This is a genomic window from Microcoleus sp. B3-D7 (assembly GCF_036705305.1).
Lineage (GTDB): Bacteria > Cyanobacteriota > Cyanobacteriia > Cyanobacteriales > Microcoleaceae > Microcoleus.
The window spans coordinates 107075-123264 of record NZ_JAUBUE010000014.1 but is presented as its reverse complement, the minus strand read 5'-3'; the positions used below and the strand labels follow the sequence as shown (position 1 = coordinate 123264).

Here is a 16190-nt window from a genome sequence, read left to right as displayed (position 1 = left end):
AAAAAGCTATAGCGATAACCAGGCTAGCGAGGAAGCGGATGCCGCACAGCGGGCTGCAAAAGCACAACAGCGTCGAAAAGCGTTAGCTTTCCGATGATTCTGCTTTCTTACTGCACAAAAAGAAAGTCACTCTCACTCAGCGGTGGGACGGGCTGTACGGAATAATCGATTGCCAAATCTAGAGCCGCCTCCTGATAAACCTGTTCTAAAATCTCAGCTAAATTCACAACAGGTTCTTCATCTGGTGGCTGCAAAGGAAACAAGAATTGGGGAATCGGTTCGGTTACATTAAACGGGTAAACTTCAGCTTCAGGACGGAGATTAGCCCGACTGACTAAAATGCGGTAGTCCGATCGAATCCCTTGAACCATCGGCATAAAGTTTCCGGTTCTGAGCAAATCGATTTCAACTAAATGAGTAGCACTGTCCAGAATTTTTTGTCGCTTGGTGAGGTACTTATCTCGACCTTCACCGACTCGTTTATTCTTGGGTGATAGAACTTCTACAACCGTTACCACCTTCCCAGTTTTGACCTCCCGAATCTCTAGATAGCGTTCTGTGATTTCTTCAGTCAGGGGCAATGTTACTCGAATTGGTTTAGTTAAAACCCCAGTTGTTACACGATTCGGGGCTCCCGATGTTTCAGGGTTTTGTTGAAAAACGGAGGCATCTGGAATACCGACAGTAGAGAATCCATGTAAACCCGTTTCTCTACAGCAGCTCGGTACTTGGGTATGAGTGAGGGATTAAGCGATCGGGCCAACTCGATAATCAGCCAGGAGTGAACTTCTGACCACAAAGTAGGATTTTCAAGATAAGGATTCATTCCTGGAAAATGCAGTTTCATAGGAATATCTCTGTTCTGTATAAAACTCATTATGACATAATTGTTGATTGGCTGCACTAATAACTCTTACATACTTAGAGTTTTGTCGCTAAAAAAATCCCACAGTTCTCAAAGTTACAGAACTGTGAAAAAACCAATTATAATTACAAATTCTGTTGCTAGATAAATCTTAGAATTTCTCACAATCCCTACAACAATAACAGTTCGCTCGCTCGTCGATAGCAATATGAATACCGATGTTAGCTTTAAATTAAACGGTATTGAAGTAGGAATAGATACAACTGCCACTAATACAGCAGATTGTAGGTAAATAGAGTACACTTAAAATAAGTATAACAGTAGTAGTAATGAAACTATTACCGATCGAGCAAGCGAGAAAAAGTAGTCAAAGCTTATGAACAGGGTGACACCTCAAGCACGAAAACTAGCTGCTAGAAAAGATGTTAGTAAATATGATTGTCGAACGGCTGCTAAAACGCAAACAAATTACAGGAGACATTCAACCCTTGCGTCAAGGTGGAAGTCTCTAAAGTGAGTTGAATGGATATTAAGTGTCAACTTCATGAACTGGTAGAAAAATATCCAGTATTCACTTTGTCAGAACCCAAGTGAATACTGGGGAAATCTTTACGGACAATGGATAAGTCGTAGTGCCATGTATCGAGAATTAAAAAGGCTGGAACTAAGAAAAAAAAGACGCTACGAAGAAGCAGTCAAGCGGCGACAGAACGGGTGCAAAAATTAAGAAGAAAATACTGAAAAACAGTGAAATTATACATCCATAAAACCTGGTATTTATTTATAGATTAAAGGAGGTTTTATTTGTTGAATACAAATTATGCTCTCTCGCCTCATGATACCAGAGTATTAGATATAAAATAATTTTACATCCGGCGGCGTAAAAATCACAGCATTTGGAGCTATTAGTATTAAAAAATAGTGGCATTAATGACAATAAATGACTCAATGGGTGGCAAGGCTTTTGAAGTGTTTACCCTTAAAGTTTTTAGTGCCGGAACTCGGGGTGGAAGCGGTAGTAGTAATGGATAATTGACCAGCATATAAAATGGCTTCTATTGCACCGATGATTGAAGCAGTTGGTGCAAGTATTATTAACTTATCACCGTATTCTTTTGATTTTAATTCCATTGAATTATGGTGGTCGCAACTTAAATCTTTTCTGCGAAGCTTTTATCCAACTACAAAAAAAATGATTGATACCTTAATTGCCAGATCACTCGATTTAATAAATCCTCAACATCTAAAAAACTGGTTTAATAAATGCTGTTACTGTCATCTATAAGCTGGCAATCTCCTGTATGTCGCAAAAAATGACCTAAATCAAAATTCAATAACGGGGGTAAAAACCGTTTAATTCATAGCGTTGGAAAATTCAGTAATTCCATCCATCGTGAACTAAAACAATTGACCGGGTTAACTCTTGCCAATGTCGTCGATTTTAGATACAAAGAAATCATAGTGCTTGTGCAATTTTACTCTGGACTTTCCTTTAAAAAAAGCCTATTTAGTAGGTAAAATTTTCTACCACTTAAAGCATGAACTATTGTCTGAATATCTGAAAAATGAACTTAGAACTCCTACTCTCAAGCTGACACCTGCTTAACAGCAAATTAGGTGATTTTTGAGAAGTTAAATTTTCGACCTCAATGGCGCTCGCTTTATTAAATTTCTCAAGCGATCGCTCTTTCTTGGCACGCTACATATAGTGTGCTTGCGTAAGTCCTGTTTATGAGATTGATATAGCGTAATTGACGCTCGCTCTGTCATCAAAAATGTTTTACTGTTTAGTGAACTCGAAAGGGCTTGAAATCAGAGAATCGGCAGAAATGCTGGCTCTTGCAGAAATGGAAAACTTAGTAAGAAATCCAGGTGAATCAGCTTACATTGAAGTTGGTTCCTATAACAGTTTCAGCGATCGGGCAATTAGTTTTATTTGTGACGATGACTTTTTAAGGAAAGAGATAAATCCTACTTGCAAAACTTGTAATGGAGACATAATCCACGGTCAAGTTGTGATTTTAGGCACTTCGCTCGAAGCAGAAGATTTCGCTCTGTTACTAAAGAGCAAACTGAAATCATCAAAGCTGAAATTCGATTGGTTCGTCGTAAATAAAGCCCTTTACCGGGTCGCTCCCGGCTACTGATTGTGCAGTAGTGCAAAATCTCATTGGGTAGGCTCATCAAAAATGCCCGACAAGAACAAGAATACTGACGCACGGAGTAAGGATAGTCTTCCCCTGGGGTTCGACCCGATCGCCTGTTATGTGATACATTTTTCCTGTGACAATTAATCCACGCTAGTCAAGTCGGCGCCACCAGGGGGAAGAATCGGAACGTTCTCCTGCTTTTCCTCTTCCAGACGTTGATCCAATTCGTCGGATAGGGCAACTGTATTAATAGTGGTGGGTTTGAGTGCTGACTCATTTACCGCCTGTTGGCTATCGCTCGCCGCCTCGTGCTTTTCCGCTTCCACTGGTTCGTCTAACTCGTCAAAAGAAGGAAAGACGGTAACAGTGACGGGTTTAGCTTCTGACTCTGTTACGGCTTGTGCCTGCGCGATCGCTTCCCGCTGCTTTTCGGCTTCCAGTCGTTCGTCTAACTCGTCGAATAAAGAAACCACGGATACAATGACGGGTTTAGCTTCGGCTTCCATTACAGTTTGGGCCAGATCGCTCGCTTTTTCCCGTTGCTTTTCCTTTTCCAGTCGCTTATCTAACTCGTCAAATGAGGGAAGAACTGTAACAGTAACAGGTTTAGCTTCGGCTTCTATTACAGCTTGTGCCTGCGCGATCGCCTCTTCCTTATGCTTTTCTGCTTCCAGGCGTTTATCTAACTCGTCAAATAAAGGAAGCACGGGTACAGTAACAGGTTTAGCTGGGGCTTCTGTTACAGTTTGGGCCAGATCGCTCGCTTTTTCCCGTTGCTTTTCCTTTTCCAAGCGTCGATCGAGCTCGTCGAAGGGGGAAACCACAGTAACGGTAGCAGGTTTAAGCGGTGCCTCAGTTACCCCTAGCGCTGAAGAAATCGCCTCTTCCCGTTGCTTTTCCGCTTCCAGGCGTTTGTCTAACTCATCAAAGGAAGAAACCACGATGGCTGAAACCGGGTTAGATTCTTCAGTCGCTTCGCTAAGGGGATTCGATGGCATAGAATCCTGCATTTCTAGCCCCAAAGCAGCCGCAGGGGATTGGTTTTGTGCCTGACTTGCCTGTTTAGCCTCAAGTATATTAAGTAGCTCCATCGCCAAGGCTTTCGCATCCATTGGCGCTTGTGGCTCCTCGCTGTCTGGCGTCACGGGTTTTTGAGCTATCGTATTTTCTTCAGGTTGGGGAGACTCTAGAGGTGGAGAAACCTTTGTGACTGGCTCAGAGGAAGCCAGTTTTGGCTCAGTGACTTGAGTCTGGGTTAAGGGAGGGGATGGAGGTTGCTCTGATGCTGTCTCTGGTTGGGCAGACGGTGAAGCGACAGGGACAGTTTCAGCAGCAAACTGAGTTTCTACAGCAAAGGTAACAGGAGGTTGGAATGATTCAAATGGCTCCACAGCAAAAGCCTGGGTGGGATTTTCCAGACTTTCTAATAGATAGCTGCCCAGAGGCAAACGTTGAACAGCTTGGGCGGTAGACAGTTCCGATAAATCAGGTTTTTGACTGGGAGATTCCAATACAATTGGCTCGTTCCAATCAAAAGCTTCGGCAGATTCTTGATGGGGAGATTCCAAGACGATTGGCTCGTTCCAATCGAAAGCTTCGACAGTTTCTCGATCGCGAGACTGCACTACAATGGGCTCGTTCTGATCGAAGCTTTGGGCTTGAGAGACTTCAGATTGAGGTTGCGGTTGTGAATCTGGCTGGTTTGGCTTGCCGTGTAACTGCTTATCTAGTGCAAACAATTTGCTTGTCTTGGCAGAAGGTAGAGCTTGGCTGGGTTCGGGGTGCGATGCCTGGGGTGGTGTCTTGGTTTGCCCCGCCAGCCGTTCAGCCAATCCAAACAACCCCCCAGAAGTAGAGGATTGTTGTGGCTCAGATGTTGGAGGAGGCTGTTGCTGCGCGGGTTGCTCTTTCATTTCCTTTGCTAATTCAGCTAGGCGATTAGGTTTTTTATTAGATTTCACCATCACAGCACCTCCATTAAAGTTTCTAAGGTCTTCAAATTAAAGTAATTTTTTTGAGAGTTTTATTTGCTCTCTATATTGTCTAAGCAGATGCCATAAAATTTACAAAACTATCTTCATATTTACGGTTTTTTGGGGGCAAAGCCCAAACCCGATCGCTTAGTTTGACTGGCGGGTTTAGATTTAACCTTGCTATCTGACTGTTGTGCGTCCAAAGCGCGATCGAATTCATCAAATCGCTGTTCCAAATCGGCAACGTTTGCTTGTTCTGTCTGTTCGATTTCCCGGTCGAATGTATCAAACAGTTGCTCCAATTCCAATTCAACCGTTCCCAAGTCAAAGACGGTAGCATAGGGCATATCTGTGCCCATTTGTTGACTAACAGCGCTGCGTGGATTAGCATTTATCTCCGGTTGGGGGGGTGAAGGACTGGCGGAACTGGTGGAAACTTCGACGGGTGGGCGGGTTTGCTGGTTGATAATCTCTAGTAATGCAGTGGCTAATTCCTCCAAGGTGGGCGATTTGGGGGGGGGCGGTTTCTCGGTATCTGGGACGGCTGGGGGCTGTTGGTTGTCTGGAGGAGGCGCGTTAGCGAAGCTTACCGTTCCTCGAAGAGGTTCCCGTAGGGTAGGTATCGCTTCAGAGTTTACTTCATCCTGAGAATTTGCGACTTGCCAGGTGGGGCTGACAGCAGGGACTTCTTGAGGGGGCGGGGCGCGATCGCTGGTGGGAGGATCGGCGCGGGGAAAACTGCTGGAATGATATTCCAGGCGAATCGGTTCGTTGTAGTCGAAAACTTGTCTTTGGATGGCGGGTTTTGGGCTGGGGGGCGCGGGGATGGAGGGGCGATCGCTCTGCGGTAGACTGTTATTTTGCCGGCGAGACTGCAACTCTCTTTCCAATTCCAGCCACCGATTGCGTCCAGTTAGCTGGTACTGAGGTGGATTTGCTGGTTGTATTTGGGGGAAATTTTGTCTGTCGGAAACCCTAACCCCCCAGCCCGCTTTCTTTGCAGGGAAGGGGGCGCTGGAAAGCCCCTCTCCTCTCAGGGGAGGGGTTGGCGAGGAGTCAAACCCATCAGTTAAGTGACCAACCGGATCTTGAATTGCCTGTCGTTTTTGGCGCAACTCGGCTTCTAGGGCGAGGAATCGGTTGTTTCCCCGGTACTGAAGGGGGTAGCTGCTATCAGACTGGGATGGGCGCGATCGCTCTGGCGACTCTTGGGGGAGTGCTGGTGGGCGATCAGTGCTAACATCGAAGTCTGGCATAGAGGCTGGGTTCAGGATTTCAGATTCATGGAGATGACGGCGTAGGGATCGAGGGCAACTTTTAGCTGTTGAGTTTTGCCTTTAATTTGGGTTTCCTCCACTTGCAGTTTTAATTCGTTAGTATTGGCAGAAATGACCTCGACTTTTTCCCCGTCTAATGTGGCGATGGGAAACTGCTCTAGAGATTGTGCCGTTGCCAAATTTTTTATAGATTGTGGTACGTCTGCTAAATTTTCCCCTTGCAAGGTAATCACTGCTTTACCATCCTTTCTGGTGAAACTAGCTTTAGAAACTGCGGGCGGCTGTTGTCCGCGATAAAATTTATTGACGGCTGCTGCGAGTTCCTTGTAATCGACGGGATGTTCCAAAACTGAGTCAAGTTTCACTTGGCGATTTTCAATGGTGTCTCGCAGTTCGCGGACAGATTGAATGCCAATTTTTTTCAGTTCTTTTTTAGTGGGTTCTGGTAATTCGGTGCGATTGATGTGGAATTCATCATCAAATTCCAGGTCTGCCATTTCTAGAATTTGATGGTCGCGGATGGAGCCAAGCTTAACTGAGACTTTTGCCGCTCCGGTTTCTCCTGGTTTAGCGGTGGTGAAATACACTTTATCGCCGTCAAATTCAGGAAACAGTTGCAAATCTAAAACAACATCTTGCACCATGTAACTGAGTTTGCGATTGAGTCCTTTAACTGACAGCATCTCGTGAGCGTCTTCTAGTTCCTCAATCAGGGAATCGAGGAAGGAATTTAAATTCCAGGGGCGATTGTTAGAATTCACCATCGTTAATGACAATCCGCAATGTCAGGCGATGAAACACGGGCATAATTGTTGTCTCGGTTTTTTGCGTGGGTGCGGAGGCTTTGAGGGCAACTCGTGCGGCTGCTTTGGGTTCCACCCGCAATTCTAGAGGCATGGCGACTTTGACTTCGCTAATTTTGAGTGCCTGTCCGGTAATTGGGTTTTCTAGGGGGTCGCCGTAGTCTACCAGTTTGTCGATTACCTGGGCGAAAGGAGTGAGGATATTGTTAATCGGTTCAGGTGGGGTGTTTGCTTCTGCTTCAGCGTCCATTATTCGTTCCCTTTTGTTTGGGTTGTAGGGTGACGGGTGTCGTTGGTGTGGGGTTGTCGAAGAGGACTTTCATACCGTTGAGGAGGATGGGTTCGTCTGACATAGCATAAGTGAGATCATAGGAGAACTGCGGAAAAACACTTTTAGCTTGACTCAATGACGCATTTGCTTGAAATAATCGTAATGGCGAGATAGAGAGGTGAGTTATTACAGGTGCATGATCGGAATACCAAATTTTGTAAACTTCTTCTGATTTATGCTTCGCATCACCTTGGGAAAGTATATAATTGGGAACAAGTACAAAAGTAGTTATTTCTTCGGAAAAATCTTTGGAGACAATAAAGTAGTCTGCAATCATTCCTTCTCCGTTTTTTGGAAAGTTTGTTTGTTTTTTTATATCTATACTGTTAATGTCGGGGCCTGTAGCCGTTCGATTTTCTGTGTACAGCGGGTTCAACAAGAGACAGGATCGCTCCTTCAAAAATTTTGACCAATCATTTTCCTCTTTGATGGTCTTCTTTCCTTCTGTATCAATTTTTTCGCCATCTTGGACATACCAATCCCCAGCTAAAATCCAGGGTATATTATCTAATAATTGACTTATTTGTATCATTCCTTTTACATATTCTTTGGATGTCAATACAACGTCATACGACGGTGAGGTATGTACAGTTCCTAATAATATACTTCGATTACTTCCAAGTAAGGATAGCTTTCTGACTAATACAGGTCTATAAGGCGTCCATTCACATTGTTGGGCATGATATACAAGTTCATAACAGTCCTTCTCCCTTATTATGATGGATCTATCACCAAGATACTTGTATTGGTCAATTACGGCAGATTTAGATCTTTCTTCTTTTTTATCAAGACTAACGTTTTTGTTTGCTTCCTCATAAATTTTAATCTCGTTACAGATGATATCGTCAAGAGCAAATTTGTCTTTTAAATAAAATAAAACATAATACTCATACTGAGCGCTTTGTTTTTGTGAGGTATACTGAGTCGATCCAGTTTTGAACTCTATTCCTTTATCAGCACTGTATCCAAGTTTTTGGATTGTATCTAAAAAACATGAATCGAAAGTTTTATCAAATTCATTGACCTCCTGTATTACTAGCAGATCTATTTTAGGTTTCCTATCCAATAATTTTAGAATACATTGTTTTTTATTATTTATATCTTTATTTCCAGAGCTTAGGTGACCAATGTTCCAAGTGCCAACTGTTATTTGATATATATCTATATCTAGGTTTTTATCAGCCTTTCTTTTTCCAATCAATGTAGGTCTGTTACTTTTATGCGTAGGTCTGTTGCTTTTTTTACTTTCCATTTTTGAATCCTGAACTAAAAAGAAGACAATAAAATTTATTGTATTTTGGCACTTTTATACCTTACCTGAGTGCCTAAGTATTCCTTTCTTAAGTACCCACTCCAATAAAGTGAGCCACAGTAGGAACCGGAAAATAAACCGATCGCTCAGACAATTGCATCACCTGTCCATTCCCATCCGTCTGTTCCACTTTTTTCAGTACCACTTGCTGCAATTTCATTTCCGGGTACGCCCACAGCGCCACCGCATCCCCCCGATGTCCTTCAAATTGCACCTTGTTTTGTGCCACTTGGCTAAAACTATCTTTAAATTCCGAAGACATCAGCGCCGCCAATTCTGCTTCCTCCAGTTGGGGATAGCTGGAAATTTTCCCGATTAAATCGTTCAATTCATAAGGACTCATAATTAACCCCGTTTTCATCCGCCCCGATCGCCTGGTAGAATCTTGGTCGTCAATAATGCTCACCGTTTCCATCCTGGCGTTGCTGTTGCGTTCTGGTTCCAGGGCAAAGTAATACTTGCAATCCCAAGAAATCCGCCGCATATTTTCGGTAAAGTTGCCGTGCCAAACCTTGTGCCAGTAGGCGCGGTGCTGTTCTACATCGTTGAGGGGAATCACCTCTCCAGCATTACCCATGCGGTCAAAGCAATATTCCCTGGTAAAATTAACCAACTGAGTCGCATTGCTGCCCAATCGCTTTTGCGCCTGACTGGTTTTCGATTTCGCCACCCACACCAAAGCCACAGAAACAATATAATCTTCATTCGGCTTCAGCCTGGACAACTGCCGCCAACTCAGCCTCGGTACTGCCGCTAACCTGCCAGAAGTAACATTCTCGACCTGATATCTATCCTCAATTAAAATTTCCAAAGTCGTCGCATTAGTAACTAACAAGTGCAGTTCCCCTCTGCTAATCGTCCGAGGCGTATCCACAATTAAAGGAAAATCCACATCCGCGTCACAGCGATACAGCGCCTTCTCCCGCCCCCGAATCATCTGAGGTCTGATATTGGCAAATTGCAACCGCACCCCATCCACCCGCTCAAAATCCGGCACTTGGGTAGGCGCAGCTAATCCCTGACTGAAATGGCGGGTACTGTAATGGACATCTGAACCATTGCTATCTAATGAAGCCGCCACTGACAGTAATTTAGGGCTTTCTAGCATTAAATTGGTCATAGCCGAGAAAGTTTGTAACAAAGGATGGTTAGCATCCTCCCATGTACTCCCCGACTCAACCGTAAATGCTCTCACTACATCAACTAACTCCTGTTGCTGGCTAATATCCAGGCTCATCGCCCCAGCGGTTTCGCTATCCGCATCCGCTGGTGTTTCCTGGGCAGCTTTGGCAGCTTGTTTGAGCAATTTAGCCAAAATTTCAGCTACAGAATCATCGCTTTTAGATTTCTTGGCTTTTTTCTGCAATAAGCTTGTCAGTTGCTTGATAGTTTCCCCATCGGAGAGCAACTTAGCTAAAATAGCCGTTCCATTATCAGCACCCGCCTTTTCCGCCACATCACCGTTGCTAGACCCCCCACCTAAAAAGCTGCCAATAGCCGGGAGTATGTGGGGCAAAGCTTTTGCGACAGTAGGTAAAAGTCTGCTAGCCACACCAGAGACTACACTAGCTAACGTACCCAAAAACATCGCCTCGCTAACAGGAGTCTGCTCCTGATAAGCAAACGGCACAGTTTCCACAACGGGCGGATTTGTTCGTCGATCGGAATCAGTAACAGTTGGTGTTTCCATCACAGCAGTCTCACTGGAAGACATAATAGGCAAATCATCATTATTAGGGGGGTTAGTTGCCAACACTTCCACAATATCAGAAACGGCAGGTCCCTCTTGCGTCTGGGTTCTAAAAGAAGTGATTTGAATAAATCTGTTTTTGCGATCGAAGTCTTTTTTTGGTACTTCCAGAACAGTCCGTCCCAAATTACTTTCTGGCAGAGGGCCAATTAAAGGCGAAGTAGATTTAGGATTTTTTATCAGCGTCAGCCCTTTAGCATGAAGTAATTCCCCGTCCCCAATGGTATAGAAATAAAATGTGTTTGTACCCAGATCGACTTGAAAGCGATCGTGAACCTCATCACTACTTTGAAATCGAAGAAACGCTAATGCCATCGCTTGCAACTCCATCAACTAACGGCTTCAGCCGATTCTGATGCTTGACCATCAGCGTTGCTACCTCCGGGCGATTTTTTGTCTTGGTTCCGCTGCCCTGATGGTTGCAAAATATCTTTAAAGTTATCAAGTTTGAAGTAGTCTGATTTGAAATTAATTTCTACTTCCCCATGCACCTTAGTGGATGAATCTGTTGTAGAGGTACTGTTTGCATTAGCCGTTGAAATAGCAATATTAGTGTGGGTGTCAGTGGTTTGAGTCCCAGCATCAAATCTGACTCCCAACCAAGAAAGAAATGAAACACCTCCTCCATAATTGTCAGTTCTACCTTGTGAATGAATATTTTGCTCGTGGGCGTTATCCGACTTTCTAATGTTTTCCTTTGCCGTGATATTGAAATCAACAGAAGCTTTAATTTTACCGTTCTCTACGACCATGCGGTTCACGCCCATTAACAGCATTTCTTCTAGCAAGCGTTGATTCTGCCGCACAATCTCTAACTTAGCTCTAGCAATCTCGCCTTCAAGTTCTGCTTTGTCTATTTCATTTCCATCCTTATCAGCTAATTGCATCTTTCCACTATTCCCTTCATCAAAGCCTCTCACACCGGGATTAGTAGAACTAGCTAATATCTGGAATTTATCACTGAACTTCTCAGCTAAAAACAGCTTGGCAGATTCGTCATCAATAGTCTTTATCAACTCAGAAACTGGCTTAGTCAGTTGTTTAACTAACTCCACATAGGAATTCATCTGGTCTTGGGTGACCTGGAGGTTAGCATCGAAAACCGATTTGAGTAAATCTTTAACAAACTTAGGAAAATCAATTTGCCGCAGTGTGTTACCAGCCAGTTCTCCCTGTTGTTCAATTCGCCGATTCAGGTGACGGTTGTCATTAATCATGTCACCTGCTGCCATCGCTCCCGAAAAGCTTTGCTCGGCAGCTAATTGTTTATTCCGGCTTTCTATTTCTTTATCTCGTTCCTTTTCTTTATCTCGTTCGTCGTTAACCAATTTGTTATATTCAGTCCTAACTAAATCTTTGTACTGTTCAAATTGTTGCTCCCGGTCTTTTTGGCTAAAATCTGGATCTCGGCTTAACTGCTCGCGAGCTTGTTGGCGAGCTTGGGCTTCCAGTTTTGGATCTGTCGGCATTGGTACTTTTCCTCTCTAAAACTTGATGAACTTCGATGAGTATTGTCCTGATTTACCAATCGTCAAAATCGTTATCCACAGAACCCGCCCCAGCTAGACCCCTGCCGTTGTTAGAGGGAGTAGTTTGACTGTGGGCAGACAGTCTGCTACTGGGAGCCAAGGCAAGCTGACCAGATGAAAGAGAAGCCTGAGAAATAATCCAAGCCTCCGCTGCTTTGCGGAATTCATTGAACTGTTCGCTCGTAACTGTCCTTTCATCAAACTCTGCAATCCACTCAAAAACCCTATTTCCTTGAATTGCTAGAGTTTTAATCGCTTCGGTTTGAAGAGGAATACCCAATCCTTCTTTAACCACTCGTTCGATAATATCCCATAAAGTTTGGCGACGACCGCCAAAGTAGTTACGAATTTCCTCACTGTTGATAATGTCTAAAGCGTCTTGCAAGTGGGCATAGTCTTATTGAACCTGCAAGTGGGCCATACCTGTCATGTGTTCAGTCAGATTTTGCTGTAAATTTCTAGTCAATTGATAAAGCCGTGTTCGGGAAATTCCATTGTTGTTTAATGAGTCTAGATGAGATTTACTTTCTGACTTTTGAATGTACTGAAGCATTTCAGACATCAACTGCTCCCAGTAGATGGGGAAGGCTTCATTAACCACCATATTTTGGAGGACTTGCCCCTCACCTTTATTCAGCACCCGCTTATACAACATGGCCCTTTCTTCTGGGCTATTGCGATTGTCTCGCAGCTTGTGGAAGCCGTAAAGTTTTCCAGCCGTTTCGCCTTCAGGAATATTTAATGTTCCGCCTGCCCACTTCATAATTAGCAGATTTGCGACATCGAAGGCATGAAAGTAGCGATCGAAGTAGTAAATGTAATCCAGCATTCCCGCCGCTTTGATATTTTCTTTTACAATCTCCTGATACTCGTGTTCTGCTTCATCAAAGCGATTGACTGATAAGTTCAACTTAGAACTTCTACCACCACCAAGTACGCTCTTGACAGGATCGTTGTTAGTATGGCTAGGTTTAGTAAGTTTTTTGGCCTCGTTATAAACTGTAGGTAAATGCTGCTTAATGCTTTCTTCATTAAAGGCATTTAACTCGATCAATTCCTCGATCATTTCCTGTCTAATCCTCCGCCTAGCCGAGGCACTGTTGGAAATATCGTATTGATTCAAATAATCATCTACATAAAAAGGAATATCTCCTTCTCTCAGGAAACCTTCAAACAATTTCATAAATGAGGGAATTAATTCTCCCTCTTTAATAGAAATAGGAATATTTTCAGTTAAGAGCAAGTCTCTTAATTGCTTTTGCTTACTTTCAGTATTAATCTGAGTTATGCAAATTAATTTTTTCTTAAAAATATCTGCTGCAAGATACGCCAAAAATTTTCTTCTTGGTCGGTTTGCGACTTTGTTTAAAACTGAAGTGCGAAGAGATGCTACATCCGCAACATTGTCTTCCTCTTTAGCTAATTGAATAATAGCCACATAAATAGCGTCTCTTGAAAGTAAAAAGCGGTTGATGGACTCTAGAGCGATGCTTCTATTAAGTAGGTCTACAACTTGAATAGCATCTGATGTTAATCCACGATGTTTATTAATAAAGTCTCTAGAGTTTGGATGTTCTGCTTCAATTTCTTTTTCTGTCTTATTCAAAGCCTCAACTGCTATCTGATCTATATCCTCAAAAGGTTTGTTGAGTTTCAAGGACTGTCCATTATTAGAAGTATAATTAAGAGCCATTATTTCCTCCTCTATATCATTTCAACTGAATACACTTCATTAGTTCTCTGGTCACTTTATTTTGAGCTGGGCTACAACAAAGACCACTCAATTATGAGGTCGCCTGTCCATTCTTTATAAATATAAGAATGTGGTTTGTCATTACGAATAAAAGTAATTATTTCCATTGGTTCCAGTTTAATTTCGCATTCCAATTCCGAAAAAGCTTCCGGCTCTCGTTTGGAGGAGATACCCCTAGGTGATTGAATCACTAAACAATTTTCTTTAGCTGTTGGCAATAAATAACCTTCGCCTGCTTTTCCCTCAGAATTGCCTCTTGCATCGCATTCCTGGCCACTTCCTTTACGCGCCCAGCAACCTAAAGCTTTAAATTTTATTTGTCGCTCTTTTCCTGAAAAATTTTGAAACTGAGTTCCTGTTAGTGAATCAGCAGATACAGTAAAAATACCTTCAGTAATCAGATAGATAATCTGTTTTTCCAAAGATGGATTAGGAGGATGAGACGGAACTGGTTTTTCGGGTTTTGGATTCAGTTTTTCATCAGTATCAGTTTCAAGTAAATTCTTCATAAAGCCGATAGTTTCATCATTACTGTCCTGGTTAGCAATTTGTGCTTGCATCGTAAGTCTCCATTAATTAAGTTTGTAGTTCAGCATTCGTAGAGCATCAGGCAAATTCAATCTACCAAAACCAGCTTTCTGATGCTTAAACTTGGGATCTATCTTGTCAGCAGTATGCTGCAAAATATGCTTTACCTGGCTATCGGATAAGCGGTGTTTCCACTTTTGCAATGCGTAAGATTTTAGCATAGCAACTGCCCCGGTAACAAACGGAGCGGCTTGAGAAGTCCCGGTAGAAAAAGCATATTTTTTTTCTACCCAAGTGCTAAAGACATTAGTTCCTGGTGCTACAATATCCACTTTGCTGTAGTTAGAAAAATTGGCTATTTCCCCACGTTCGTCAACTGCACCCACAGTAATGACATGGGGGAAAGCACCGGGGTAGTATGACTCTTCAAGACCGTCATTGCCTGATGCGGCAACAATAGTTACATCTTTGCGCTGGGCATAATCCACAATTTCTTGATGAGGAAATGCGCCACCTGTGTGCTTGATTCCCAGACTCATATTAATCACATCGGCCCCTTGGTCGATGGCCCATTTCAATCCAGCATTAATGTTATCAATCAACCCCGCCCCCACTCGTTTATTGCCGGACTTCATCGTTCCCAATACCCGCACTGGCAAAATTCGACATTGAGGGACAATTCCGACTGGAGCTGTTTCTCCCTTAGCAGCGATAATACCTGTTACATGAGTTCCGTGACCAACTTCATCATCAGGACAGCGATCGTAACCCAAGTGCTTTCCGATAAATTGCCCAGCCCCATCAATAATATGAACGAAGTCATCTCCTGGCAGCAAAGCATCTGTTAATTCAGGATGATCTAATTCAACACCAGTATCCAGAACTGCAATGATAATCTGCGGATCGCCACGAGTAAATAACTGGTGAGCAATATCTAAACCAATTGCTTGTCGAGCATGACAATTGATAGTCATGCTCATCTCACTCGCATAAATATCAGGTAAATTAGATTCAACAAGTTGACCAATTTCTATAGTTTCTACGATAGGAAGTATAGAAATTTCTAGGATTGTTTGCTCAGGAATGGGAATATTTTTCTGAACAATTAGTCGATAGACTCTATTAAGTCCACTCTCTAATTCTTCCTGTTTCCAGTCAACCCCGTCGAACTTATATTCCTTAGTTACCCAGACAGGAATATTGTATTTAGCTAAAACCGCATCGATATGAGGATGTATATTACTGGGCGCAGTCACTTCGTCTGACAGAAAATCCTGCCAATGAGGGACTGCCACCGTTGATAAACTTTTATGTAATTTTAACCTAATATGTTTTTTCATAATAATGTGTTTTACAAGCGACTCTAACGCCTTGCAACTGGGAAGCAAAGATCCATAAATCTGGCCATCAGTAAGATGAACTGCGGATAAAAAAATGCGTCCTGCTTGCTATCAAGAGAATACAAAGGCTCTTTCATAGGAAAGTATCAACTGCCCTCCAGGTAAGGTCAAGGGAGAAATCACTTTGCTATCAGCATCGGTTGGGTTCCCGCCCATCCACTTTATGGAGCAACGGTAAACATAATCTCGATACTCCTGCCAGTGAAGCCAAAATATTTGGCATATCTGACGATCGATCGCCACGTTCTGAAAAAATAGATGCGTGAGAATTCAATTTTTTATCCTCAACCTGGTAATGATGAAATACCTGCTGACAGAGGCAATACTTTTATCGGTTAGTTGGGAACCAGCTAACTGTCTTCTATCTTTCGATATAAAAACTCTATTTCTTTAGATAGATGCTTGTCAAGGGGGTTTTACCCCTTTTTTTGGTTATTTATATTAAGAAAATCTACAGACTGTAAAAATTTAACGCCTATTCGCAAACAATACCGTCTGAAGCGAATGAGCGATCGCCAT

At 42.9% G+C, this 16190-nt stretch carries 15 protein-coding genes; 1 reads left to right on the top strand and 14 read right to left on the bottom strand.

From position 1 onward, the window contains the following. Nucleotides 1–107: 107 nt before the first annotated feature. From QUB25_RS12800 to QUB25_RS12790, 3 genes are all read right to left on the bottom strand, one after another. Nucleotides 108–677: a DUF4058 family protein gene (locus tag QUB25_RS12800; RefSeq protein WP_333183629.1), complete on the bottom strand. Its 570-nt coding sequence runs from the start codon at nucleotides 675–677 to the stop codon at nucleotides 108–110. Continuing rightward, a complete protein-coding gene (locus QUB25_RS12795; protein WP_333183613.1) occupies nucleotides 617–847 on the bottom strand; it encodes a DUF4058 family protein in 231 nt (76 codons plus the stop codon). Before QUB25_RS12795 ends, QUB25_RS12800 begins: the two co-directional genes overlap by 61 nt. Before the next feature lie 963 nt (nucleotides 848–1810). Beyond that, nucleotides 1811–1996, bottom strand: coding sequence for a hypothetical protein (locus QUB25_RS12790; RefSeq protein ID WP_333183612.1), 186 nt, complete (start codon nucleotides 1994–1996; stop codon nucleotides 1811–1813). A gap of 644 nt (nucleotides 1997–2640) precedes the next feature. Between QUB25_RS12790 and QUB25_RS12785 the strand changes: the two genes are divergently transcribed. Beyond that, nucleotides 2641–3012: a hypothetical protein gene (locus QUB25_RS12785; RefSeq protein WP_333183611.1), complete on the top strand. Its 372-nt coding sequence runs from the start codon at nucleotides 2641–2643 to the stop codon at nucleotides 3010–3012. Nucleotides 3013–3155: 143 nt separating this feature from the next. On the opposite strand, the gene QUB25_RS12780 is transcribed toward QUB25_RS12785, so the two are convergent. The 11 genes from QUB25_RS12780 to QUB25_RS12730 form a co-directional block, all read right to left on the bottom strand. Further along, complete coding sequence (locus tag QUB25_RS12780; RefSeq protein ID WP_333183610.1) at nucleotides 3156–4979, bottom strand: hypothetical protein; 1824 nt, start codon at nucleotides 4977–4979, stop codon at nucleotides 3156–3158. Nucleotides 4980–5098: 119 nt separating this feature from the next. Then, entirely contained in the window at nucleotides 5099–6244 is a 1146-nt protein-coding gene (locus tag QUB25_RS12775) for a hypothetical protein (RefSeq protein WP_333183609.1), read from the bottom strand. A gap of 11 nt (nucleotides 6245–6255) precedes the next feature. Further along, nucleotides 6256–7029 carry a hypothetical protein gene (locus QUB25_RS12770; RefSeq protein ID WP_333183608.1) on the bottom strand — a complete coding sequence of 258 codons (774 nt, stop codon included), beginning with the start codon at nucleotides 7027–7029 and terminating at the stop codon, nucleotides 6256–6258. Further along, complete coding sequence (locus QUB25_RS12765; protein ID WP_333183607.1) at nucleotides 7016–7318, bottom strand: hypothetical protein; 303 nt, start codon at nucleotides 7316–7318, stop codon at nucleotides 7016–7018. Before QUB25_RS12765 ends, QUB25_RS12770 begins: the two co-directional genes overlap by 14 nt. Continuing rightward, nucleotides 7308–8651: a hypothetical protein gene (locus QUB25_RS12760; protein WP_333183606.1), complete on the bottom strand. Its 1344-nt coding sequence runs from the start codon at nucleotides 8649–8651 to the stop codon at nucleotides 7308–7310. Before QUB25_RS12760 ends, QUB25_RS12765 begins: the two co-directional genes overlap by 11 nt. A gap of 88 nt (nucleotides 8652–8739) precedes the next feature. Further along, nucleotides 8740–10776: a hypothetical protein gene (locus tag QUB25_RS12755; protein WP_333183605.1), complete on the bottom strand. Its 2037-nt coding sequence runs from the start codon at nucleotides 10774–10776 to the stop codon at nucleotides 8740–8742. Between the two features lie 14 nt (nucleotides 10777–10790). Further along, a complete protein-coding gene (locus QUB25_RS12750; protein WP_333183604.1) occupies nucleotides 10791–11930 on the bottom strand; it encodes a hypothetical protein in 1140 nt (379 codons plus the stop codon). 52 nt (nucleotides 11931–11982) lie between these two features. Continuing rightward, nucleotides 11983–12375, bottom strand: a complete 393-nt coding sequence (locus QUB25_RS12745) for a hypothetical protein (protein WP_333183603.1) — start codon at nucleotides 12373–12375, stop codon at nucleotides 11983–11985. A 12-nt stretch (nucleotides 12376–12387) separates the two neighbouring features. Beyond that, complete coding sequence (locus QUB25_RS12740) at nucleotides 12388–13683, bottom strand: hypothetical protein (protein WP_333183602.1); 1296 nt, start codon at nucleotides 13681–13683, stop codon at nucleotides 12388–12390. Between the two features lie 71 nt (nucleotides 13684–13754). After that, on the bottom strand, nucleotides 13755–14303 hold the full coding sequence (locus QUB25_RS12735) for a hypothetical protein (RefSeq protein WP_333183601.1): 549 nt from the start codon (nucleotides 14301–14303) through the stop codon (nucleotides 13755–13757). A 12-nt stretch (nucleotides 14304–14315) separates the two neighbouring features. After that, nucleotides 14316–15611, bottom strand: a complete 1296-nt coding sequence (locus QUB25_RS12730; RefSeq protein ID WP_333183600.1) for a S8 family serine peptidase — start codon at nucleotides 15609–15611, stop codon at nucleotides 14316–14318. Nucleotides 15612–16190 lie beyond the last annotated feature (579 nt).

Excerpts from the sequence above, each read along its gene's own strand:
- QUB25_RS12795 (WP_333183613.1), bottom strand. The coding sequence starts at position 847 with ATGAAACTGCATTTTCCAGGAATGAATCCTTATCTTGAAAATCCTACT.
- QUB25_RS12790 (WP_333183612.1), bottom strand. The coding sequence starts at position 1,996 with ATGGAATTAAAATCAAAAGAATACGGTGATAAGTTAATAATACTTGCA.
- QUB25_RS12785 (WP_333183611.1), top strand. The coding sequence starts at position 2,641 with ATGTTTTACTGTTTAGTGAACTCGAAAGGGCTTGAAATCAGAGAATCG.
- QUB25_RS12780 (WP_333183610.1), bottom strand. The coding sequence starts at position 4,979 with ATGGTGAAATCTAATAAAAAACCTAATCGCCTAGCTGAATTAGCAAAG.
- QUB25_RS12775 (WP_333183609.1), bottom strand. The coding sequence starts at position 6,244 with ATGCCAGACTTCGATGTTAGCACTGATCGCCCACCAGCACTCCCCCAA.
- QUB25_RS12770 (WP_333183608.1), bottom strand. The coding sequence starts at position 7,029 with ATGGTGAATTCTAACAATCGCCCCTGGAATTTAAATTCCTTCCTCGAT.
- QUB25_RS12765 (WP_333183607.1), bottom strand. The coding sequence starts at position 7,318 with ATGGACGCTGAAGCAGAAGCAAACACCCCACCTGAACCGATTAACAAT.
- QUB25_RS12760 (WP_333183606.1), bottom strand. The coding sequence starts at position 8,651 with ATGGAAAGTAAAAAAAGCAACAGACCTACGCATAAAAGTAACAGACCT.
- QUB25_RS12755 (WP_333183605.1), bottom strand. The coding sequence starts at position 10,776 with ATGGCATTAGCGTTTCTTCGATTTCAAAGTAGTGATGAGGTTCACGAT.
- QUB25_RS12750 (WP_333183604.1), bottom strand. The coding sequence starts at position 11,930 with ATGCCGACAGATCCAAAACTGGAAGCCCAAGCTCGCCAACAAGCTCGC.
- QUB25_RS12740 (WP_333183602.1), bottom strand. The coding sequence starts at position 13,683 with ATGGCTCTTAATTATACTTCTAATAATGGACAGTCCTTGAAACTCAAC.
- QUB25_RS12735 (WP_333183601.1), bottom strand. The coding sequence starts at position 14,303 with ATGCAAGCACAAATTGCTAACCAGGACAGTAATGATGAAACTATCGGC.
- QUB25_RS12730 (WP_333183600.1), bottom strand. The coding sequence starts at position 15,611 with ATGAAAAAACATATTAGGTTAAAATTACATAAAAGTTTATCAACGGTG.